The 23,566-nt window shown below is 44.8% G+C and carries 20 protein-coding genes, 2 tRNA genes and 1 pseudogene; 14 read left to right on the forward strand and 9 right to left on the reverse strand.

Going from position 1 to position 23,566, the window contains the following annotated elements:
* Window positions 1-83 precede the first annotated feature (83 nt).
* On the forward strand, window positions 84-2,087 hold the full coding sequence (gene aegA / locus I2494_RS01225) for a formate-dependent uric acid utilization protein AegA (protein ID WP_218465776.1): 2,004 nt from the start codon (window positions 84-86) through the stop codon (window positions 2,085-2,087).
* Window positions 2,088-2,152: 65 nt separating this feature from the next.
* Here aegA and I2494_RS01230 read toward each other — a convergent pair whose 3' ends face one another.
* Window positions 2,153-2,761 carry a riboflavin synthase subunit alpha gene (locus I2494_RS01230; protein ID WP_218465775.1) on the reverse strand — a complete coding sequence of 203 codons (609 nt, stop codon included), beginning with the start codon at window positions 2,759-2,761 and terminating at the stop codon, window positions 2,153-2,155.
* 257 nt (window positions 2,762-3,018) lie between these two features.
* Between I2494_RS01230 and I2494_RS01235 the strand changes: the two genes are divergently transcribed.
* The 5 genes from I2494_RS01235 (at window position 3,019) to I2494_RS01255 (ending at window position 7,076) form a co-directional block, all read left to right on the forward strand.
* On the forward strand, window positions 3,019-4,392 hold the full coding sequence (locus I2494_RS01235) for an MATE family efflux transporter (protein WP_218465774.1): 1,374 nt from the start codon (window positions 3,019-3,021) through the stop codon (window positions 4,390-4,392).
* A gap of 167 nt (window positions 4,393-4,559) precedes the next feature.
* Window positions 4,560-4,636: transfer RNA gene (locus I2494_RS01240), tRNA-Val, on the forward strand.
* Window positions 4,637-4,669: 33 nt separating this feature from the next.
* Window positions 4,670-4,746, forward strand: a tRNA-Val gene (locus I2494_RS01245).
* Between the two features lie 333 nt (window positions 4,747-5,079).
* Entirely contained in the window at window positions 5,080-6,492 is a 1,413-nt protein-coding gene (pykF, locus tag I2494_RS01250) for a pyruvate kinase PykF (protein ID WP_218465773.1), read from the forward strand.
* Window positions 6,493-6,863: 371 nt separating this feature from the next.
* Window positions 6,864-7,076: an LPP leucine zipper domain-containing protein gene (locus I2494_RS01255; RefSeq protein WP_130591336.1), complete on the forward strand. Its 213-nt coding sequence runs from the start codon at window positions 6,864-6,866 to the stop codon at window positions 7,074-7,076.
* A 412-nt stretch (window positions 7,077-7,488) separates the two neighbouring features.
* Here the strand turns inward: I2494_RS01255 and I2494_RS01260 are convergent.
* A pseudogene (locus I2494_RS01260) lies at window positions 7,489-8,364 on the reverse strand (L,D-transpeptidase family protein); the annotation flags it as partial.
* Between the two features lie 398 nt (window positions 8,365-8,762).
* On the opposite strand from I2494_RS01260, the gene tpx reads away from it, so the two are divergent.
* Complete coding sequence (tpx, locus tag I2494_RS01265; RefSeq protein WP_218465772.1) at window positions 8,763-9,266, forward strand: thiol peroxidase; 504 nt, start codon at window positions 8,763-8,765, stop codon at window positions 9,264-9,266.
* Window positions 9,267-9,337: 71 nt separating this feature from the next.
* Here the strand turns inward: tpx and tyrR are convergent, their stop codons facing one another.
* Window positions 9,338-10,918: a transcriptional regulator TyrR gene (gene tyrR / locus I2494_RS01270; protein ID WP_218465771.1), complete on the reverse strand. Its 1,581-nt coding sequence runs from the start codon at window positions 10,916-10,918 to the stop codon at window positions 9,338-9,340.
* A gap of 301 nt (window positions 10,919-11,219) precedes the next feature.
* On the opposite strand from tyrR, the gene I2494_RS01275 reads away from it, so the two are divergent.
* Window positions 11,220-12,491, forward strand: coding sequence for an O-acetylhomoserine aminocarboxypropyltransferase/cysteine synthase family protein (locus tag I2494_RS01275; protein WP_218465770.1), 1,272 nt, complete (start codon window positions 11,220-11,222; stop codon window positions 12,489-12,491).
* A 79-nt stretch (window positions 12,492-12,570) separates the two neighbouring features.
* Here the strand turns inward: I2494_RS01275 and I2494_RS01280 are convergent, their stop codons facing one another.
* The 6 genes from I2494_RS01280 to pspA form a co-directional block, all read right to left on the reverse strand.
* Entirely contained in the window at window positions 12,571-13,629 is a 1,059-nt protein-coding gene (locus I2494_RS01280; RefSeq protein WP_218465769.1) for a YcjF family protein, read from the reverse strand.
* Window positions 13,626-15,023: a YcjX family GTP-binding protein gene (locus I2494_RS01285; protein WP_218465768.1), complete on the reverse strand. Its 1,398-nt coding sequence runs from the start codon at window positions 15,021-15,023 to the stop codon at window positions 13,626-13,628. Before I2494_RS01285 ends, I2494_RS01280 begins: the two co-directional genes overlap by 4 nt.
* Window positions 15,004-15,234 (reverse strand): phage shock protein D, encoded by a 231-nt coding sequence (locus I2494_RS01290; protein ID WP_130591343.1) that lies wholly within the window; start codon window positions 15,232-15,234, stop codon window positions 15,004-15,006. The genes I2494_RS01285 and I2494_RS01290 overlap by 20 nt, the downstream gene beginning before the upstream one ends.
* Window positions 15,235-15,361: 127 nt before the next feature.
* The gene (gene pspC, locus I2494_RS01295; RefSeq protein ID WP_130591344.1) at window positions 15,362-15,706 is read right to left on the reverse strand and encodes an envelope stress response membrane protein PspC; all 345 of its coding nucleotides are present in this window, start codon (window positions 15,704-15,706) and stop codon (window positions 15,362-15,364) included.
* On the reverse strand, window positions 15,706-15,939 hold the full coding sequence (gene pspB / locus I2494_RS01300; protein WP_130591345.1) for an envelope stress response membrane protein PspB: 234 nt from the start codon (window positions 15,937-15,939) through the stop codon (window positions 15,706-15,708). The genes pspC and pspB overlap by 1 nt, the downstream gene beginning before the upstream one ends.
* An 81-nt stretch (window positions 15,940-16,020) precedes the next feature.
* Window positions 16,021-16,692: a phage shock protein PspA gene (pspA, locus tag I2494_RS01305; protein WP_218465767.1), complete on the reverse strand. Its 672-nt coding sequence runs from the start codon at window positions 16,690-16,692 to the stop codon at window positions 16,021-16,023.
* Between the two features lie 200 nt (window positions 16,693-16,892).
* Here pspA and pspF point away from each other — a divergent pair, with 200 nt between their 5' ends.
* From pspF to sapF, 6 genes are all read left to right on the forward strand, one after another.
* Window positions 16,893-17,900 (forward strand): phage shock protein operon transcriptional activator, encoded by a 1,008-nt coding sequence (pspF, locus tag I2494_RS01310; protein WP_218465766.1) that lies wholly within the window; start codon window positions 16,893-16,895, stop codon window positions 17,898-17,900.
* Window positions 17,901-18,043: 143 nt separating this feature from the next.
* Window positions 18,044-19,744, forward strand: a complete 1,701-nt coding sequence (gene sapA / locus I2494_RS01315; RefSeq protein WP_218465765.1) for an ABC transporter substrate-binding protein SapA — start codon at window positions 18,044-18,046, stop codon at window positions 19,742-19,744.
* Entirely contained in the window at window positions 19,741-20,706 is a 966-nt protein-coding gene (gene sapB, locus I2494_RS01320) for a putrescine export ABC transporter permease SapB (protein ID WP_218465764.1), read from the forward strand. Before sapA ends, sapB begins: the two co-directional genes overlap by 4 nt.
* Window positions 20,693-21,583, forward strand: coding sequence for a putrescine export ABC transporter permease SapC (gene sapC / locus I2494_RS01325; protein WP_218465763.1), 891 nt, complete (start codon window positions 20,693-20,695; stop codon window positions 21,581-21,583). Before sapB ends, sapC begins: the two co-directional genes overlap by 14 nt.
* The gene (sapD, locus tag I2494_RS01330; RefSeq protein WP_218465762.1) at window positions 21,583-22,578 is read left to right on the forward strand and encodes a putrescine export ABC transporter ATP-binding protein SapD; all 996 of its coding nucleotides are present in this window, start codon (window positions 21,583-21,585) and stop codon (window positions 22,576-22,578) included. The genes sapC and sapD overlap by 1 nt, the downstream gene beginning before the upstream one ends.
* On the forward strand, window positions 22,575-23,390 hold the full coding sequence (gene sapF, locus I2494_RS01335) for a putrescine export ABC transporter ATP-binding protein SapF (RefSeq protein WP_218466025.1): 816 nt from the start codon (window positions 22,575-22,577) through the stop codon (window positions 23,388-23,390). The genes sapD and sapF overlap by 4 nt, the downstream gene beginning before the upstream one ends.
* The last annotated feature ends 176 nt before the right edge of the window (window positions 23,391-23,566 follow it).

The following is a 23,566-nucleotide window of genomic DNA, read 5'->3' on the forward strand; positions in this document are numbered from 1 at the left end:
ATAACCATAATAAAAGTGATGGTAATCCCTATATAGCTAATTATAAGCAATCCGATTAAATCGGATCTTTACAGGAAGTATTTATGAACCGCTTTGTCATAGCCGATGCAAAAGCCTGTATCGGATGTCGTGTCTGTGAAGTTGCCTGTGTCATGACTCATAATCAGGGCAAACACCCTGAGGTTCCTGAGCTCTATTTCCCTCGCATTAAAGTTATCAAAACCGCCAGCATTAAAACCGCGGTCACCTGTCGGCACTGTGAAGATGCGCCCTGTGTTCAGGTTTGCCCTAGTGCTGCCCTAACCCATGGTGATAACTGTATTCAGTTAGATAAAGAAAAATGCATTGGTTGTAAAACCTGCGTTTTAGCTTGCCCGTTTGGTGCAATTGGCATGGTTGAAGAGAGCGTAACTTTCGCTGATGGCGGCCCAAATCGCACGACTGCCCATAAATGTGACCTGTGTGCCGATGATGCAGAAAGTCCAGCTTGTGTAGCCAATTGCCCGACTAAAGCATTAAAAGTATTTAGTCAGGAATACTTGCTTGAGCAACAACAGCAAAAACTCCGTCATGCTGCACTGCGTGAAGACCCAATGGGAGCAACCAGAGGCGTTCAACAGGTAGAAAATGACACGGTAAATAAACTGGCTGGAAAAGTTATTATTCCGCGTGGTGATGCCATTAAAGTCGACTTACCATTGCGAAAAACTGAGTTTGTTGAGATCTATAAACGCTTCACCCCTGAGCAAGTTGAAACCCAGGGCAACCGCTGTATTACCTGTGGCAATCATGCATTCTGTGAGTGGACTTGCCCACTGCATAACCGTATTCCTCACTGGATCTCTCTGGCAAAACAAGGCCGTATCATTGAAGCTGCGGAGCTTTCTCATCAAACCAGTAGCTTGCCGGAAATTTGTGGTCGGGTTTGTCCACAGGATCGCCTGTGTGAAGGTAGCTGTACTTTGCATAATTTAGGGGGTGTCACCGTAGGTAATATTGAACGCTACATTACTGACACTGCATTTGAGATGGGCTGGAAACCTGACCTGTCTCAGGTTAAATCATTAGGTAAGAAAGTCGCTATTATTGGCGCTGGCCCTGCCGGTCTGGCCTGTGCCGATATTTTGGCTCGCAATGGCGTTAATGCCGTAGTATTTGATCGTCACCCTGAGATTGGCGGTATGCTGACCTTTGGTATCCCCTCGTTTAAACTGGATAAAGATGTGATGGTTCATCGTCGTGAAATCTTTACCGGTATGGGTATTGAGTTCCATCTGAACACTGAAATTGGTAAAGATGTCGCTTTCGAATCTCTGCTTAACGATTATGATGCGGTTTTTGTTGGCGTGGGTACTTATCAATCCATGCGTGCAGGACTGGATAATGAAGATGCATCAGGGGTTTATGATGCCCTGCCGTTCCTGATTGCCAACACTAAAAAAGTGATGCACCTGCCAGAGCTAAAAGAAGAACCTTATATCAATCTGTCAGAAAAGCGTGTGGTGGTGCTGGGTGGTGGTGATACCGCGATGGACTGTTTGCGCACATCTATTCGTCAGGGCGCTACAGAAGTGACCTGCGCTTATCGTCGTGATGAGGCGAATATGCCGGGTTCCAAGAAAGAAGTGAAAAATGCCCGGGAAGAAGGCGTTGAGTTTATGTTCAACGTACAACCGGTATCACTTGAACTGGATGACGAGGGTCACGTGAGTGGTGTGAAACTGGTCAGGACTGAAATGGGTGAACCTGATGCTGAAGGCCGCCGACGTCCGAAGGTGATTCAAGGCTCTGAGTTTGTACAACCTGCTGATGCGGTCATCAAAGCCTTTGGTTTCCGCCCTCACGCCATGCCATGGTTGGTAGAAATGGGTGTGGAACTCGATAGCTACGGTGTTATCGTCGCACCACATTTGAATCGTTTTGCCTGCCAAACCAGCAACCCGAAAGTGTTTGCCGGTGGTGATGTGGTCAGAGGTGCTGACTTAGTGGTAACGGCTATTGCTGATGGGCGTAAAGCAGCGAAAAGCATTGTTAGTTTCTTAACTGAAGACGATCGACCAGAATTGCTGTTGAATAAAGTATCCTGATTCATAAACAACAATCCCCACGATTAAAGTGGGGATTGTCTGTCTTTTTGTCGACCAATGCGTGGTTAATTTCTACTGGCCAGAACACGTTCAACTGTATCAACAACAGCCTGAGTTTGTGGATCGATTTCAATATTAACCGTGTCACCCAAACGCTTAGTTCCCAATGTGGTACGCTCCAGAGTTTCCGGTATCAGATACACACAGAAACGACTTTTGACGACTTCGCCAATCGTCAGGCTGATCCCATCAATACCAATGAACCCTTTATTTAACACATACTTCATCAGATCTTCCGGCATCTTAAACCAGATTTGACGATTATTTTCTGAAATCAAAATCTTCATGATTTCCGCCTGGCACATGACATGGCCAGACATTAAATGACCGCCAATTTCATCACCAAATTTGGCTGCCCGCTCCAGATTAACTTTTGAACCGACAGAAAGTGCCCCCAAATTGGTTACTCGTAATGTCTCTTTCATTAAATCGAAACTGACGATATCACCATTCACTTCCGTTACCGTTAAACAGCAGCCGTTATGTGAAACGGAAGCGCCGGTCTCCAGGTCTGGCAACAGCTCGGCAGGAAACTTCATTTTATGGACGCGAAAATTAGCTTTTTCTTCGATTTCAACAACAGGAGCAGTACCCTGAACAATTCCGGTAAACATTCAATAGGCCTCAATAATCAGTAGTGACATTTTAATGATGTACAAAATCAACTAATCGGAAGTTTGACGCAATTTGATATAAAAACCAAATCCAGTTTCCGCTTTTATTCTGCTTTCTGAATTTTAATCATGTGTGTTTCATTTGATTACTGACGCTTAACAGGTAGAATCATGCCCCTCACATTTCGTTTATCACTGTGGTATTCATATTTCAGTGACATTTTTTGTTTTAATCTCAATAAATTAAAGGTAAGTACGTGCAGAAGTATATCCGTGAAGCGCGTAATCTGCTGGTTTTAGCCATTCCAGTTATTGCAGCCCAATTCTCTCAAACCGCCATGGGTGTGGTTGATACCATCATGGCCGGAGATGTTAGTGCCACCGATATGGCCGCAGTAGCCGTTGGTACATCCATCTGGTTACCCGCTATTCTATTTGGACAAGGGTTGTTAATGGCTCTGACTCCGGTAGTGGCACAACTGAACGGTGCCGGACGCAGAAAAGAGATCGCCCATCAGGTAACGCAATCGGTGTGGATGGCTCTGTTCATTTCCCTATTTTTAATCGTGGTGTTGTATAACAGCCATTATATTATCGAACACATGCAGAATATCGATGAGAAACTGGCCGATATCACCGTTCGTTACCTGCGGGCGATTATGTGGGGAGCGCCAGGTTATTTGCTGTTTCAGGTTTATCGCAGCCAGTGTGATGGATTATCAAAAACCAAACCCAGTATGGTGATTGGTTTTATTGGTTTGCTGGTCAATATACCAGTCAATTATGTGATGATTCATGGCAAGTTGGGTTTTCCTGCTATGGGTGGCGTAGGCTGTGGTATTGCTACCGCATCGGTATATTGGGTGATGTTTATTGGCCTCAAACTCTATGTACGTTCTGCCCGTTCTCAGAAAGATATTGTTCAATACAGTACTTTTGAAAAACCCTGTATGCCTACCCTCAAGCGTTTGTTCAACCTCGGTTTACCGGTCGCTCTGGCACTCTTTTTTGAGGTTACTCTGTTTGCGGTCGTTGCATTACTGGTTTCACCGTTGGGTGTTGTTTCTGTCGCCGGACACCAGATAGCCCTTAACTTTAGTAGTCTGGTTTTCGTCATCCCTCTGGCGCTGGGTGTAGCAACCTCAATTCGTGTTGGCTTTAAACTGGGACAGAAGAAAGTTGATGAGGCTAAAGTGGCCTCTTATACCGGATTAGTCATGGGGTTAAGTCTGGCCTCTGTCACAGCGTTGTTTACTGTGGTTTTCCGTCATCAGATAGCGCTGCTATACAACGATACCCCTGCGGTAGTCATGATGGCGACACATTTGATGTTACTGGCAGCGGTATATCAGTGTTCTGACTCTATTCAGGTTATTGGCAGCGGTATTCTGCGTGGTTATAAAGATACTCGTTCCATCTTCTACATTACGTTTACTGCCTATTGGATCATTGGATTACCGGTTGGTTATTGTCTTGGCCTGACTGATTTGTTGGTTCCGGCAATGGGGCCTGCTGGTTTCTGGATTGGGTTTATCGTTGGTTTAAGTGCTTCTGCTGTATTGATGATGTTACGTATGCGTTGGTTACAAAAACAACCTGTAGAGTTAATTCTATCCCGGGCTCAGCGTTAACCGCTTCTCAGGCAGCCTGCTGGACAAAAAAGAGGCTGCCTGAACAGTAAGTCACCAGTTAGCGATGTTGACAGAAGAAAATCACTTTTTCTCCTTGCCAGTGAGTCACTTCATCGTTAATATTCGTGCGCATCGTTAATGTATTAGCCTTTAACGATACTGAATATGCGTCCGTAGCTCAGTTGGTTAGAGCACCACCTTGACATGGTGGGGGTCGGTGGTTCGAGTCCACTCGGACGCACCAGATATCGCTTTTTGCAGTATCTGGAATTCCAAAGCGCCCTTAGCTCAGTTGGTTAGAGCGCCACCTTGACATGGTGGAGGTCGGTGATTCGAGTTCACTAGGGCGCACCATTTTTTTCATCCCCTCTCATCCCCCTGTTTCCGGCACTTTTGTAGGTTCTCACTAAATTTAGCTGCTTATTACATTATTATTTCGACATTTATCCATTTTCTTCTGGTGCATTTCCCCTTTATAATAGGCAAAATAGTGAGTTGAAAGGTTTCAGCAGATGAGCAAACCGCAGTTTCTTCGGTATAAAGGATGATTTCTATCCACAGACTGGCGATATTGGCTATGTTTCGCAATACTGAAAGTAACCTGATTGCGCGTGTATTCTTTTCTGAAGCCTCAATAGCAGGCTCTCGTTTTCTTTCCACACAAAAATATCGGTAAAAATTATCATCATGAAAAAGACTAAAATTGTATGTACCATCGGTCCAAAAACTGAATCAGAAGAAGTTTTGGGTAAGCTGCTAAATGCAGGTATGAATGTAATGCGTTTGAACTTTTCTCATGGTGACTATAATGAGCACGGACAACGTATTTCTAATCTGCGAGCAGTATTGGCCAGAACGGGTCAAAAAGCAGCTATTCTGCTGGATACCAAAGGACCGGAAATTCGTACCATGAAACTGGAAGGCGGCAATGATGCCTCTCTGGTTGCAGGTCAAACCTTCACGTTTACCACTGACCAAAGCGTTGTTGGTAATAGTGAGCGTGTTGCTGTGACCTACAGTGGCTTTGCGGAAGACCTGAAAGTGGGTAATACCGTACTGGTTGACGATGGCTTGATTGGTATGGAAGTTATCGAAGTCCGCGCTAAAGAAGTTGTGTGTAAAGTACTGAACAGCGGCGACCTGGGAGAAAACAAAGGTATCAACCTGCCAAACGTATCCATTCAATTACCTGCTCTGTCAGAAAAAGATAAAAAAGACCTGGTATTTGGCTGTGAGCAAAACGTTGATTTTGTTGCTGCCTCTTTTATCCGTAAACGTTCAGACGTATTAGACATTCGTGAGCATTTGAAAGCACACGGCGGTGAGCACATTCAAATCATCTCCAAAATTGAAAACCAGGAAGGCCTGAATAACTTCGACGAAATCCTCGAAGCGTCAGACGGCATCATGGTTGCTCGTGGTGATCTTGGTGTTGAGATCCCGGTTGAAGAAGTTATCTTTGCTCAGAAAATGATGATCGAGAAGTGTAATCAGGCTCGTAAAGTGGTTATCACCGCAACGCAAATGCTGGACTCCATGATCAAAAACCCTCGCCCTACCCGTGCTGAAGCCGGTGACGTTGCAAACGCCATTCTGGACGGTACTGATGCCGTTATGCTGTCAGGTGAGAGTGCTAAGGGTAAATATCCACTGGAATCCGTTACCATCATGGCCACTATTTGCGATCGTACCGATCGTGTGATGCCATGCCGCGTAGACAAGCTGACCTCTTCCGGTAAATTACGTATTACCGAAGCCGTGTGTCGTGGCGCAGTAGAAACTTCAGAGAAGCTGGATGCAGTACTGATTGTTGTGGCTACTCAAGGCGGTAAATCAGCGAAAGCTATCCGTAAATACTTCCCTACCGCTCCGATTCTGGCATTAACTACCAACGAAACTACCGCTCGTCAGTTAGTTCTGACCAAAGGTGTTACCGCTCAAGTGGTTAAAGAGATCGCATCTACCGATGATTTCTACCGTATTGGTAAAGAAATGGCGTTAACCAGCGGCCTGGCTCAAAAGAATGATGTTATCGTAATGGTATCTGGTGCACTGGTTGCCAGCGGCACAACAAATACTGCTTCCGTACATATTCTTTAACAACTCTTGTAACATTAAAACGCCATCTGATTCAGGTGGCGTTTTTTTTTATCTGTTTTGGAGTTAAATCTGCTGTCAGGATTATTGACTAATTGTGCTATATCTTTTTATCCAAAAATAGATAATGGTGTATAAAAATACAGGGTTATTTCCCCCACTTATCTTTAGATAAATTTTTTATCACCACACGTTCACTTTTTTTAGTAGCGTAAAATCCTTTTTTTCGCAAATAAAAATTTGTTTTGACTATTCTTTAACCAAACAAGCAAAATAGTTTGCGAGAAGTTAAAAAATTATTCTCATTCCGAAAAAGTTTGTGTAATACTTATCGGGCTACATGCAAAAAGTTAACTCAAATTGAGGGTGTAAATATGAACCGTACTAAAGTGGTACTGGGTGCTGTAATTTTAGGTGCTACTCTGTTAGCTGGTTGTGCGAAAAGCACTGACACTTCAACTAACAGCAAGCTGACTCAACTGATCAGCGATGTTGCTGCTTTACGTTCTGATGTACAAGTTGCTAAAGATGAAGCAGCTCGTGCTAACCAACGTTTAGACAACATGACTCGTTCTTACAAGAAATAATATTTCTCGTAAGGGGAAATGGCGCACTTAAGTGCGCCATTTTTTTTATCCGTATTCGCCAGTTACTGCTTCTCGCTTTTTTGTTTCATCATCTGCACTACCCTAAACCTTCTGCTTCGGTTCGGTCACTCTTTAATGGCAATAATAGCGCCTCCTCTCCTCTTTAAGCTTATTAAAAGAAAATTAAGGTCTATGTAAGCCATAATAGATAAAACGCCTCAAATTAACGCTCAGGCGATTATTCGTCGAAATAGAATATCAAGGATGAGATGATTTAACCGGAAGGAAAATAATTAAGTTACATCAGGAAAATATATCTAAGGGAAAACATTATGACGGGAAATATTATTAAAGCAGCGGGAAACCTTTCCCACTGCTTTATTTGTCACTACCGTTAACGATATTAACGATTCACCAGCAACGGTAATCCGGAACGACGCTCAATTTCAGCGTTCACACGGGAAGAGTCAGTTGATGGATTATTAATAAATGTTGCGATACTAGGATGGATCTCAATTGGCTTAGTCTGTGGATCGTCATTTTCAGACTTAGACAATGGCTGATGAATCTCAACATAACGAGAACCATCGGGCTCTACCGTTGCTTTAATCGGCTCATTAACCACTTGAACCCGAGTTCCTACCGGAACGGTATTAAATAGCTCTTCGATATCATTAGGACGTAAGCGAATACAACCAGAGCTAACACGCATACCGATACCAAAATCCGCATTCGTACCGTGAATCAGGTAGGTGCCGCCAGCAGCTGCCAGACGTAAAGCAAATAAACCCATTGGGTTTTCCGGGCCTGCCGGAATGACTGCCGGTAAAATGATACCTTCTGCCGCATAATTCTTACGAATGTTCGCGGTTGGCGTCCAGGTTGGGTTGGCTTTTCTTTCGATAATCGTCGTTGTCATTACCGGGGTATCACGACCTAACTGACCAATACCAATTGGATAAACGATAACGGTATTTTTTCCTTTAGGATAATAGTAAAGGCGAAGTTCCGACAAATTAATAACGATGCCATCACGTGGTGTATCCGGCAGGATCATTTGTAGCGGAAGAATTAATTCTGAACCCGCTTTTGGCAACAGTGGATCGACGTCCGGATTTGCTTCCAGCATAGCAATCAGGCCGATTTGATAATCTGAGGCGATTCGTTCCAGTGAGCGTCCGTCATTCGGAACAATCAATACCCTATTCTCACCAATTAAACGGCTATTAGACGGTGGTAGCGGATATTCCATAGCCTGAGCTACAGAAAAATGACCAACGAATAACATAGCCAGTACAGCCTTACAAACTGCAAAAACACGGTTCATTCTTAATTCCTAAACTTCAGCTTTATATCAGTTAATTTGTCTGGTTTACCGCAGACGAGGGTAACCATCAGTTTACATCTATCATCAACTATTATGAATCAAAACAGATCATTCATACAGAGATGCTACCTGTTGTCCGGCGAAAAATAATCAATTTTTTTGCCAATCAGAACAATAGAAGCCAGCAAAAATCGCATCACTCCATTTGAATAAGCTGATTTTAAAAGAAAAATTAGCTCAGGAAGAAATAACACCAACAATTCATGGTAAGACTAAATTATTTTGAGATATCCAAAACTATTTTGTTGGACTAAGATAACTTAATTGTTAATTTAAAGTAACATTCACTGGAGGCAGTTATGACTCAAACCGTACAAATGAAAGGCAATCCGGTATCCGTTGCCGGGCAATTACCCAAAGCAGGTGACAGTGCAAAAGCATTTACACTGGTAGCAAAAGATCTCTCTGATGTCACATTAAGTACCTATGCCGGTAAACGCAAAGTACTTAACATATTTCCAAGTGTAGATACTTCTGTTTGTGCTACATCCGTCAGAACGTTTAACCAACGCGTGGGTGATGTCGACAATACGGTTGTGTTATGTATCTCTGCCGACCTCCCTTTTGCTCAAGCTCGTTTCTGTGGCGCAGAAGGTCTGGATCATGTGGTTACCCTGTCTACATTCCGTAATCCTGAGTTTAAGCAAAATTATGGTGTGGATATTCAGGATGGCCCGTTAAAAGGCTTAACGGCTCGTGCAGTAGTTGTTCTGGATGCTAACGATAACGTCATTTACAGCGAACTGGTTAAAGAGATCTCTACTGAACCAGACTATGATGCTGCATTAGCCGTACTGAAGTAATCGCATTACTATCTAATACATTGCATGAAAAAGGGAGCCGGTGGCTCCCTTCTGTTTTACTGAGTTTTGCTTTACTCATTATCAATAGCTTCTGTATTTTCAGCAGTACGGGATGGCTGGCTTAGGCCATATTCTCTGAGTTTATTAGCTATCGCCGTATGGGATACCCCTAAACGTTTCGCCAGCTTACGGGTACTTGGGTAGCTGCTATACAACTGAGTTAATACTGAACATTCAAAACGTTTACAGATCTCATCCAGGCTGCCATCCATAACGTTATTATTCAGCATCATTTCCGCTGACACTTCAGGCAATACAATATCTTTAACCTGTAGCTCATTGCCTTCCAACTGAGTAAAACTCCGATAAAGAATGTTTTTCAGTTGTCTGACGTTACCCGGCCAGCCGTATTGAGTTAATAATGGTGTTAAATCCGGAGCCAATTTAGGACGATGAACGCCGAGCTGATCGGCGAACAGCGTAATAAATTGCTCGGCCAACGGCATGATGTCGGAAACACGTTCCCGTAACGGAGGGATCGTTAACGTTAGTACGTTCAGGCGATAGTAGAGATCCTCTCTGAATAAGCCTTGGCTGACCAAATTAAACAGACTTTTCTGCGTTGCGCAAATCACACGTACATCCACATATACTTCCTGATCTTCACCCACCCGCCGGAAAGTGCCATCATTCAGGAAACGTAATAATTTTGCCTGCATGGTTGGTGACATTTCACTGATATTATCCAGCAGAACTGAACCACCATTCGCCTGTTCAAAAAATCCTTTCTTGCTTTCAACCTGCGCGCTTCCCGCATGGCCAAACAGCTCACTTTCCACCACATCATCAGGTAAAGAGGCGCAGTTAATTGCCAAAAACGGCTTATCCCGGCGAGCGCTGCGAACGTGGCAAGCCTGAGCTAAAACATCTTTACCGGTTCCGGTATCGCCAATAATTAGCAAAGGAACATCCAGCATTGCCAATTTATTGGCCTGCTCTATCAGCAGTTTCATTTTGCTGCTGATGGCAACGATATGACCAAATGCATTGTTATCCGCTACGTTCTTATTCTGTAGTTGACGCCCTATTCTGGCAGCGGACTTGAGAACAATAACTGCACCGGTCACATTTTTTGGTTGTTGATCGTCATCACTCTGATAGATAGGTGTGATATCCATCAGGTAATCCTGACCGCGAATAATAGCTCGTTCCGAATGGGGAACGATATTTTCCCCTTCCAAATGACGCAGGAAGTTATAGCCACTTAACAGGCTGGATGCGGTCTGAGTAAGAATTCTCTCCTCTGAAAGGCCAAACAGCATCAGTGCCGCATGGTTCGCCAGGTCGATCCGCCCTTTCAAATCGATAGAGATCACCGGTTCAGGTAGAGATTCCAGTAGCGCTCTCAATGCGTGTAAGCGCTGTTCTGAAGGCATGTAGGAGACGGTGCGAACATCGGTTACGCCAGTAATCCGTCGAATGTTCACCATTAATGCACTGAATACATCAAAATCAATAGAGGAAAAATTAAGGTAGATCTTGCCACTGACATCAATTTCGATGCCCCGTAGATCAAGATTGCGGGCAACCAGCAAATCAAGTAGTTCACGGGTTAATCCCAGACGATCTTCGCAGAGGACTTCAAGACGCATTGTGAATAGCCTTGTTTAACGAGCACGCGGTAACGATTGTTGTCCCTATCATACCCGTAGAGCCGGTTCAGATGAAGAGGAGTGTCACAAAAAGTTGACAGGTTTAACAGAAACTCATTGGATACACTCAACCATGGTCATCAATAACGCCGTTTTACGATTTAGTCAGGCTTTTCAAGGCATAGTATAAAGAATAATCGGCTAAAATAATCATTTGCCTGTTTCATTTAACAATAAACAATGATTAAGTAACATTTCCTTAAACATATCCCCTCTAAAAATAGAAAAAAGAGAATAGCGAATGAAAGACGCAACACTAGCCCTGCATCATGGATTTCAAAGCGATCCAACGACCAAATCTGTTGCTGTACCCATCTATCAAACGGTTGCTTATGAGTTTGACAATGCTCAGCACGGTGCCGATCTGTTCAATCTGGCGGTACCTGGCAACATCTATACCCGAATAATGAATCCAACCAATGATATTTTAGAAAAGCGCATGGCGGCCCTTGAAGGCGGTATCGCAGGACTCGTGGTTTCTGCCGGTAGTGCGGCTATCAGTTATGCTATCCAGACTCTGGCTCAGGCAGGAGACAATATTGTCAGTACACCACAGCTGTATGGGGGTACTTATACTCTGTTTGCCCATATGCTGCCCGGTTTTGGTATCAATGTGAAATTTGCCCGTGATGACTCCCCACAGGCAATCGCTGAGCTTATCGATGACAATACCAAAGCAGTATATTGCGAAAGCATTGGCAACCCAGCAGGAAACATTGTCGACATTGAAGGACTGGCAAAGGTTGCTCACGACCGTGGCGTTCCGTTGATCGTGGATAACACCGTAGCCTCTCCGGTACTGTGTAAACCAATACAGTTTGGTGCTGATATTGTTGTTCACTCAATTACCAAATATGTTGGTGGTCATGGTAATTCATTGGGTGGTGCCATTATCGATTCCGGCAACTTCCCGTGGGAAAAGTATCAACAGCGATTCCCGATGTTCACTACGCCGGAAGCGGCCTATCACGGTGTCGTCTACACCGAAAGTTTTGGTGCTGCGGCCTTTATTGCCCGCGCCAGAACCGTTCCTTTACGTAACTGTGGTGCCGCCCTTTCGCCCATGAATGCGTTCTTACTATTGCAGGGGCTTGAAACCTTATCACTGCGTATGGAACGTCATGTAGAAAACGCCAGAAAAGTTGCCGACTACTTAAAACAGCATCATAAGGTTGCCTGGGTCAGTTACGCCGGTCTGCCAGACCATCCTCATTATCCATTAGCACAAAAGTATATGAATGGCACCCCTTCCGCTATTCTCTCTTTCGGCCTGAAAGACGGCTATTCTGCCGGCGTAAAATTCTATGATGCGCTGCAAATCTTTAAACGTTTAGTGAATATTGGTGATGCCAAATCTTTGGCCTGTCATCCTGCATCAACGACTCATCGACAAATGTCTGAAGAAGAGCAAGCCAAAGCCGGTGTTAAGCCAGAGATGATCCGTTTATCTATTGGTATTGAAGCCATTGAGGATATTCTGGCCGATCTGGAACAAGCACTGAACGCCGGATAGTCGTTAATCGCATCATAAGAAAAAAGGCGGCGCCATAAATAATGGGTGCCGCCTTTCTTATTTGGAAAATCCGCCTTGATTATTTACGACTTCCGCCTTTCGGCAGTTTACTTTTTATCTGAGCAATCAGTTGGGTACGGAAATCCCCTAACCGTGGCTTATCATCGTCCATCCAAGGTAATGGACGGCATAACTCCATGGCTTTTATGCCAAGACGAGCAGTCAATAAACCGGCACCAATTCCCTGCGCAGCACGGGTAGATAATCTGGCGGTAATGTCCTGAGAAATCCAGTCCATTCCTACCTCGCGAATTAATTCGGTAGCCCCGGCAAAGGCGATATTGAGCATAACCAGTTTAAACAGTCGGATACGACTAAAATAACCTAGCTGGATACCATAAATACTGGCGATGCGATTAATCAGTCTAATATTACGCCAGGCAATAAATGCCATATCAACAATGGCCAGCGGACTGACAGCAATCATCAAGGCCGATTCCGCAGCAGAACTACTGATTTCACGACGAGCCTGTTGATCCAGCACTGGCTGAACTAATTTGGCATACAGCGAAACCACTTCCCGATCGTTTTGTGTTTCATGCAAAGAGGCCTGCCAGCGTTGTAATGCCGGATGGCTTTTATCAATCCCCGCCTGAACAGCCAGCTTTTCACAAAACTCACGTCCTTTGCCCAAGGCGTGACTGTGTAACAGTTCTCTGGCGATATCCCGTTCTTCCGCTCGTTCGCGCAGGCGATATAAACGACGCCATTCGGTTATCACTGAGCCAACACCGGCTACAACAATAATTGCGCCGGCACTATAAGCCCCCAGCGTAATCCATTCGTGATTCTGAATTGCATCAGAAATACGATAAATCCCCTGAGCCACTACGCTAATGCCAAACACTCCCAGCCCAAAAGTGACCATTTTACGCCACAGGCTAGTTTTTGGCTTAAGGGCATTCATAATAATGCCTTCAGCTTCGCCTTCTTCCTGCTCCTCTTCCAGTTCAGGTGCGGTAGGAAAGAAGTTTTCTGCCTCTTGCTGGTTAAACTGCAAGTTGCTGCGTAAAACAGGCTCTTTTTCATCCAACAGTGGCTCATCAAAGGTGATGCGCCCTTTTATTGGCTGGTTCATTTAAGCTTATCTCCTAACAAAAACTCCATAACGGCATCTAAACGAATATGAGGTAGTGGCGTGTCTACACTCATTGGCTTAGGCCTGAATTGATCAAAGTGAAAATCTTGCTGTTGCCAGAAAGACGGTTCCGGTAAACGAGCCGGTACCTCACCGGGATAGACGGTTAATGGTTGACCATCCTCCAGGCGGTAACCTTTCAGAGCCGGCAGGCGATTTCCCTGATGTTCAATCATACCGCTATCTGTTGCCTGTATTGATGCCAGGCCTACACAATCCATACTGATGCCTTCAAATGCCGCATTCTGCCATGCTTCTTGTACCAGCTGTTGTAGCAGAGAGACCAAATTAGCGTGCTGATCCGGTGTAATGTGGTCAGCTTTGCTGGCCGCAAACATCAACTTATCAATACAGGGAGAAAACAGACGCCGGAACAAAGAGCGTTGACCATAGTGGAAACTCTGCATTAACTGCGTCAAAGCCAGTCGCATATCGTTAAATGCCTGTGGGCCGTTATTTAACGGTTGCAGGCAATCCACCAGCACAATCTGGCGATCAAACTTCATGAAGTGATCGCGATAGAAACCTTTTACTACATGCTGACAATAGTAATCATAGCGAGCTTTCAGCATTCCCCAATTGGTTCGCTTATCAGCCTGCGCCAGTCGGGATTCATTTTGTGGATTAATCTCTGGCCATGGGAAAAACTGTAATGCCGGAGCACCGGCTAAATCGCCGGGTAACACAAATCTACCCGGTTGAATAAAATGCAGCCCTTCCTGCTTACAACGCAGCAAATAGTCACAATAGGCTTGAGCTATATCCGCCAATAAATTCTCATCAACCGGCCCTAACGGATCGCATTTAGCGCAAAGTTCAAGCCAGGGTTTTGCCCATTCGGCACGCTCTCCCTGCCGAATGCTGTTCATTTGATGAGACCATTCCAGATAATTTTGTTCCAGCATGGGTAAATCTAATAGCCACTCACCCGGATAATCGACAATTTCCAGATAGAGTGTGGAATGGCTGGTAAAGTGGCGTATCAAAGAATCATTGGAACGAAAACGCAGCGCTAACTGAATTTCACTAACGCCACGAGTTGGCGTTGGCCAACTCGCCGGTGAGCCATACAGCGATGCCAGTCCTTCATCGTAGGTAAAACGCGGAATCCCAAAATCTTTCTGTGGAATTCGTTTTACTCCCAGCAATCGCTCTTCTCGTACAGCGGAAAACAGAGGCAAACGGGCGCCATTATTCACATTCAAAAGTTGGTTAACAAACGCGGTAATAAATGCCGTTTTTCCGCTACGGCTAAGCCCAGTGACCGCCAGTCTTAAGTGACGATCCAACCCGCGGTTAACCAACGAATTTATTTCATTTTGCAGTCGTTTCATCCGAACCCTTTTTAAAGCGCCAGGCAATGGAACCAAACACTTTTCTTAACAGTGGCTCACCAAACATGACCAGTAACAGTCGAACCGGTCGCCATAATTTGCTTTTTAACAGGAATGATAGCACTAACGCCGGAGCATAAGAGCGGCCAAAGAACAATATTATCGTGATTAGCGGTTGAATAAGAGCCTGCAGTTTAGCTGACTTTTGCATGATTGTTCCTGAATCTCTTGGGTTATGCTATCTCATCGGAAGATGATGACATGTCGATGCGAGCTTCCCTGAACAGAGGGTTGCCCGCATTGTATGAAGATAATGACCGTAACTTATAATGCCGTTATTACAGGCGACGAAATCGACTTTCCACCTGAAAAGTCTCAGAGGTCAAATAACGTTCCAGATCGCGCAGACGCTGTTCGCTGGCTGCCAGTTCTTGTTCAACTTGCTTCATTCGCTGGCGGGCAGGAATTCGGCTATGCAAGTTTGCTTCTTCGACCGGTGCACTTTCCAAAAAGAACACCATGGTGAAATAGACCACGACAGTGACAAAGAAGAAACCAAACACTAATGCTAACAGGGCTAAAATTCTAACCACCAGTACCGGAATGCCCAGATAACGCGCAATTCCCGCACATACGCCGCTAATCATGCCTTCATCAGGAATACGATACAGTTTATTGTTCATTAACGTTGTCTCCAGTTTGGATGTTCTTCATCCAAAATAGCTTCCAGAGTCTGAATGCGGTCACGCATTCTTTGCGCTTCATCAGTAAGTTTTGCTAACCGTTGCATATCTTGCTGATTTAATTGCCCACCATCGCTCTGCTTTCCACGGTAGTGCAACCAGAGCCAGATAGGGACAACAAACAAGATAAATATTGTCAGCGGTATGGCAAGTAAACCCAGTAGCCAACTCATTGATATTCCTTCTTATCTAGAATTCTTAGATTGTCGCTTATCCATACCTTCTGAATAAGCGACCTCATCAGCCTGTTATGATTAGGCGTCTTTGTTCATATTCATTTTAGCTTTCAGGGCCGCTAATTCATTATCAATTTGCTCGTTAACTTTCAGCTCGGTGAACTCCTGACTCAGGCTCTTCGACTTACCGAAACCAACGCTTTGCCCTTCCGCTTCCATGTGATCAATGCGACGCTCAAACTGTTCAAAACGCGCCATTGCTGCGTCAATTTTACCACTGTCCAGTTGACGACGAACATCACGTGAAGAACTGGCTGCCTGATGGCGTAAGGTTAATGCCTGCTGGCGAGCACGAGTTTCACTCAGTTTCGCTTCCAACTCACCAATTTCGTTACGCATACGATCAAGAGTTTCATTGACGATAGTCAGTTCGGACTGTAACACTGCGACCAAATCCGCAACTTTCTGCTTTTCAATCAGTGCAGCACGAGCCAGGTCTTCTTTATCTTTACGTAATGCCAGTTCAGCTTTCTCTTGCCATTCAGCTTGTTGAGCCTCCCCTTGTTCAATACGGCGAGATAATTGTTTTTTCTCTGCCAGTGCACGAGCTGATGTTGAGCGAATCTCTACCAGTGTGTCTTCCATTTCCTGAATCATCAGGCGAACCATTTTTTGTGGATCTTCAGCCTTCTCTAATAAGCTGCTGATGTTAGCGTTTACGATATCAGCGAAACGAGAAAAAATACCCATGGTTATATCCTCTTCTACATAGTGGTTAATCAATTAACTGGCATGTACTGCCATTCATGTTAGTTACCATAGATATATCAAGAAGCGTGCCAACTTTTAAAATTTTTTAATCCTATGATTTTAAAGTAATTTAATTTTTGTTGCTATTTACATGCAAAAAATGGTTTGATGAAAAAAACCAACTATTGGCGAAATTAACCATGACTGACGTTATAGATAATATTATTGGTGAAGCAAACAGTTTTATTGAGGTGCTTGAACAAGCATCTCAAGTGGCTCCGTTAACCAAACCGGTGTTAATTATTGGTGAGCGCGGTACAGGTAAAGAGTTGATAGCTCATCGTCTGCATTATTTATCCAAACGCTGGCAAGGCCCTTTTATATCACTTAACTGTGCCGCATTGAGCGATACGCTTCTGGACTCAGAACTGTTTGGTCATGAAGCGGGGGCATTTACCGGCGCACAACGTAGACATTTGGGGCGTTTTGAACGTGCTGATGGCGGTACGCTGTTTTTAGACGAACTGGCAAATGCCCCAATGCTGGTTCAGGAAAAACTATTGCGGGTAATTGAGTACGGCCAGTTAGAACGGGTTGGCGGCACCCAACCTCTGCAGGTTGATGTTCGCCTGGTTTGTGCCACCAATGAAGATTTACCTGCGATGGCAAAAGCCGGTAAGTTTCGTGCCGACCTGCTTGATCGCCTGGCATTTGATGTCATTAACCTGCCTCCGTTACGGGAACGTCGTCAGGACATTATGTTACTGGCCGATAACTTTGCGATCCAAATGTGCCGAGAGCTGGAATACCCTTTCTTTCCCGGCTTTACTCCCCAGGCGGTTGAAACTTTAATGAACTACAGCTGGCCAGGAAATATTCGTGAATTAAAGAATGTGGTAGAACGTTCGGTTTATCGCCATGGGGAAAATGAAATGCCTTTAGATAACATTATTATCGACCCCTTTATACGCCTCTCCACGAATATTGACTCAGAGAAATTGTCGGTCACAAGCAATGACAGACTTGACTCTGAACTACCCGCATTACCTCTCGACCTAAAACAGTGGTTATCCCAACAGGAACAATCAATGATAACCAAAGCACTGGAACAGTCCCAATATAACCAACGGCAGGCAGCCAGGTTATTAGGTCTTAGCTATCACCAGCTAAGAGGAATGCTACGCAAGAATGAGCAAGACAAACAGTGACAATGCTCAGTTTTCAGACAGTTTTCGCATAATTGCTATACGGTTATAACGAAACATTGCTTAAGCAATGCTAAGCATTGGGATGACGGCTATACTCCTGTATAATCGATAACTTGAACTATATATCAAAGAATCCTTTATATATGCGCGGTTTAAAAATTGGGGCGTTGCTCTGTGCCGGTTTTCTTCTTCCAGCATGGGCAGCACCAACCGGGAAACTGGAAACGCCACCCTTGATTACCACTCCGGGATCGACAACGGCGGTGGTACCATCAAAGCCTGCTCAGCCCGATATTCGTCAGAGCGGTTTTGTTTATTGCGTCAGCGGTGTTGTTGATAGCTTCAACCCACAAATAGCTAATGGCGGCGTGATGATTGATACCATTGCCGCTCAGTTATACGACCGCTTGTTAGATGTTGACCCTTATACCTATCGATTGATTCCCGAACTGGCCGAACGTTGGGAAAGTCTGAACAATGGTGCAACTTACCGTTTCCACCTGCGCAAAGGAGTAACATTCCAAACCACTGAGTGGTTCGCCCCAACCCGCACCATGAATGCTGATGATGTAGTATTCAGTTTCAGCAGAATCTTTAATGCTGAAGCGCCTTATCATATGGTAAATGGTGGGCATTATCCTTATTTCGACAGCATGCAGTTTTCTGACTCGGTAAAAAGTATTCGTAAAGTTAATGACTATACCGTCGATATTGAACTGCATAATGCGGATGCCTCTTTCCTTTGGCATCTGGCTACCCACTATGCCCCTGTTCTTTCGGCTGAATATGCAAATAATCTGACTCGCGCAGGAATGCAGGAACGTATCGATCGCCAACCAGTAGGCACGGGGCCTTTTCTGTTAAATGAGTATCATCCCGGGCAATTTGTTCGCTTGTACCGTAATAAAGATTACTGGCGTGGCTCACCTAAAATGCAGCAGGTGGTCATTGATTTAGGCGCTGGAGGCACCGGTCGGTTATCGAAACTACTTACCGGTGAATGTGATGTTTTAGCTTACCCGGCTGCCAGTCAGCTTTCTATCTTGCGTGATGATCCTCGTTTGCGTATTTCGCTACGTACCGGTATGAATGTGGCCTATCTGGCGTTTAATACCGGCAAGGCGCCGTTCAACGATCGTCGGGTACGTCATGCGATTGCACTCGCCATCAATAACCCGCGTCTGATGCAATCAATTTATTATGGCACCGCTGAGACAGCCTCATCGATTCTTCCCCGGACATCATGGGCTTATGACAATGAATCAGAAATTACAGAATACAATATCGAGAAGTCTAAACAGTTATTAAAAGAAGCGGGGGTGAATAACCTTCGGTTACACCTTTGGGTACCGACTGCCTCTCAGGCTTATAATCCCAGCCCGCTGAAAACGGCAGAATTGCTTCAGGCAGATCTGGCCAAAGTAAATATTAAGGTCACGATTGTTCCCGTTGAGGGGCGTTTTCAGGAGCTTCGCCTTAGCGATGATGCTCACGATCTAACGTTAACTGGTTGGGCCACCGACAGCAACGATCCTGATAGTTTTTTCCGGCCGCTACTGAGTTGTGCCGGTATTGAGTCACAAACTAACTACGCCCGTTGGTGTAATCAAGAGTTCGATCAGTTGTTATCTAAAGGGGTAACTTCTCAGGATCTTTCCATGCGAATTGAGACTTATACTAAAGCTCAAAAGATTCTGGCGGAAGAGCTGCCCGTTCTGCCACTGGCCTCTTCATTAAGAATTCAGGCTTATCGATACGATATTAAAGGACTGGTCTTGAGTCCTCTGGGCAACGTTTCATTTGCCGGCGTGTATCGGGAAAAATCAGAGACGAATAATAAATGATTATTTATATTCTCAGGCGGCTACTGCTGGCATTGATAACGTTACTGATTCTAACCTTTGTTAGCTTCAGTATTTCCTACTATACACCTAATGCACCGCTGGCTGGTGCGCGTCTGTTTGATGCTTACGTTTTTTATATGGAGAGCCTGCTTCAGGGAGAATTTGGTACTTCGGTCATTAATGGACAAATTATCGGCGAACAGTTAAAAATTGTGTTTCCTGCCACTCTTGAACTGTGCATTTTTGCCTTTGTGATTGCTTTAGGCTTAGGGATTCCACTCGGTATTTTGGCAGCCATGTCAAAAGAGAAATGGCCTGACTATATTATTACCTCCTTTTCTCTGTTTGGCTTCTCTATTCCTATCTTTTGGCTTGCATTGCTACTGATGCTGTTTTTCTCGTTAACCCTTGGCTGGTTACCGGTTTCCGGTCGTTATGATTTGTTATATCAAATCAAACCCATTACCGGCGTCGCATTAATTGATGCCTGGTTCTCTGATTCACATTATCGTGAAGAAATTATTGTCAGCGTATTGAAACACCTGATTTTACCCGTACTCACTCTGGCCGTGGCACCAACAACGGAAGTTATTCGCCTGACGCGTCAAAGCGTCATTCAAATTATTGGACAGAATTACATTAAAGCCGCGGCAACTCGCGGTCTGTCCCGGTTTACCATTATTCGTCGTCATGTGCTGCACAATGCCCTACCGATGATCATTCCTAAACTGAGTTTACAGTTTTCCACTATGTTAGCTCTGGCAATGATCACTGAGTCAGTGTTTAACTGGCCGGGTTTAGGCCGTTGGTTAATTCTGGCAATTCGTCAACAGGATTTTGCGGTGATCTCCGCAGGTATTATCGTAATGGGAAGTCTGTCCATCGCAGTTAACCTGATTGCCGATATCTTTAGCGCAATGACTAACCCTTTTAAAAATAAGGAGTGGTATGCTTTCCGATAACGTATACCGCGAAAAGAAAATGCCGGGAGCCATGAGCTATATCTGGCAGCGGATCCATAAAGACATTCTGGCTATGATTGGTCTTTATGGTTTTGTTATGTTGATTGTTTTGTGTCTGTTTGGTGAGTTAATCGCACCCTACCAGCTCGATCAGCAGTTTCTCGGTTACCAGCTTCTGCCACCGTCCTGGTCTCGTCATGGTGATGTATCCTTCTTTCTGGGAACTGATGATTTAGGTCGGGATCTGTTAAGCCGTCTGCTTAATGGTGCAGCACCAACGTTTGGTTCAGCGCTGCTGGTTACCTTAGCCGCTGCTTTTTGCGGCACCCTGCTTGGTTTATTCGCTGGTGTCAGTCATGGATTACGTTCTGCTGCATTAAACCATATGCTGGACACGTTACTGGCCATTCCATCTTTACTACTGGCGATCATTGTTGTTGCCTTCCTGGGGCCACGCCTGGAACATGCCATGTTCGCCATCTGGCTGGCGTTATTACCTCGTATGGTTCATACCATATACAGAACCGTTCACGATGAGCTGGAAAAGGAGTATGTTATCGCAGCACGTCTGGACGGTGCATCCACCGCCTATATTCTGTGGAATGGTTTGCTGCCAAATATTGCTCCGGTACTGGTGACAGAATTTACTCGTTCACTTTCTATGGCAATTATGGATATTGCTGCGTTAGGCTTTCTGAATCTTGGTGCTCAAATGCCATCACCTGAATGGGGAGCCATGCTGGGAGATTCTCTGGAGTTATTGTATGTAGCGCCCTGGAGTGTGATGTTACCGGGTGCTGCTATTATGATTAGCGTATTGCTGGTCAACCTTCTCGGCGATGGGTTATACCGGGCTATCTCTACGGGTGATGAATAATGCCTTTACTCGATATTCGTAATCTCACCATTGAATTTATGACTGCCGATGGTCCGGTAAAAGCCGTTGATCGCGTCAGCCTCACCCTAACCGAAGGAGAAATTCGGGGACTTGTGGGTGAGTCCGGTTCAGGAAAAAGTCTGATAGCTAAGGCTATTTGCGGCATCAGTAAGGATAACTGGCGTATTACTGCTGACCGTTTCCGTTTAGATGATATCGACTTATTAAAGCTTACCCCTCGTCAGCGCAGAAAACTGGTGGGACATAATATTTCAATGATCTTTCAGGAACCGCAATCCTGTCTGGATCCCTCAGAAAGAGTCGGCCGCCAGCTAATTCAGGCTATTCCCGGATGGACTTATAAAGGCCACTGGTGGCAGCGCTTTAACTGGCGTAAACATCGGGCCATTGAGCTACTACATCGGGTAGGTATTAAAGACCACAAAGATATCATGCGCAGTTATCCTTACGAGATCACGGAAGGTGAATGTCAGAAAGTCATGATTGCCATTGCGTTGGCTAATCAACCAAGATTGCTGATTGCCGATGAACCCACTAACGCAATGGAACCGACAACTCAGGCACAAATCTTCCGCTTGCTGGCCAGAATGAATCAAAATAACAACACCACTATTCTGTTGATTAGTCATGACCTGCAAATGATGAGTAAATGGGCAACGCGAATTAATGTAATGTACTGTGGTCAAACGGTAGAAAGCGCATTATGTGATGAGTTACTGACTGCACCTCACCACCCCTATACACAGGCGTTAATTCGTGCAATGCCTGATTTTGGTCGTGCTTTACCCCATAAAAGCCGTTTAAATACCTTATCGGGTGTTATTCCCTCTCTTGAGCATTTGCCCATTGGTTGTCGTCTGGGGCCTCGTTGTCCTTATGCGCAGAAAAAATGCATAGAAACACCACGATTAAGAGATGTGAAAGGCCATAAGTTTGCCTGCCATTTTCCTCTTAACTATGAGGAGCCATCCTGATGGGTACCTTACTTGAAGTCCGTAATTTATCCAAAACCTTCCATTTTCGGACAGGCTTGTTTCGCCCTCATGAACTGGAAGCGGTAAAACCCGTCAGCTTTATTCTGCGTGAAAAGCAAACTATGGCGATTATTGGCGAGAACGGTTCAGGCAAGTCAACTTTGGCAAAAATGATTTCCGGCATGATTAAACCAACGTCGGGAGAAATGATGATCGGAGATCATAAACTGGAGTTTGGTGATTATGGTTACCGCAGTCAGCATATTCGCATGATCTTTCAAGACCCAAATACCTCATTTAATCCACGACAACGTATTGGCCAGTTGTTGGATATTCCCCTGAAGCTGAATACCAATCTGGAAGCCTCCGCACGGGAAAAACAGATTAATCTGACCTTGCGTCAGGTGGGTTTGCTCCCAGACCATGCTTACTATTACCCACAAATGCTGGCATCTGGTCAGAAACAACGGGTTGCATTGGCCAGGGCATTAATATTACAACCTAAAATTATCATTGCCGATGAAGCATTAGCGTCACTGGATATGTCCATGCGTTCACAACTAGTGAATTTAATGATGGAATTACAGGAAAAGCACGGTATATCCTATATCTATGTAAGCCAACATCTCGGCATGATTAAACATGTCAGCGACCAACTACTGGTCATGCAAAATGGTGAAGTGGTTGAACGCGGTAATACAGCAGAAGTTATCGCTTCACCGCTGCATGATATCACCCGCCGAATGATTAACAGCCACTTTACCGAAGCGTTAACCGCCGATCACTGGCGTAAAGATGTTTCAGATATTTAACGGCAGGTAGCAGAATATGGAACCCCAAAATAGCCAATAACGCTACCTGTTTCATATCACTGATCGGAGCAGTATGACAAACATGCGCTATCCATCGTAGTGCATGATAGAATTGCTCCGTTTTTTTAACAATGACTGTTCCGGGTATACTCCGGCGGCCATCAAATTGACTACAA

The sequence above is a fragment of the Limnobaculum allomyrinae genome, assembly GCF_016649425.1.
Taxonomy (GTDB): Bacteria; Pseudomonadota; Gammaproteobacteria; order Enterobacterales; family Enterobacteriaceae; genus Limnobaculum; species Limnobaculum allomyrinae.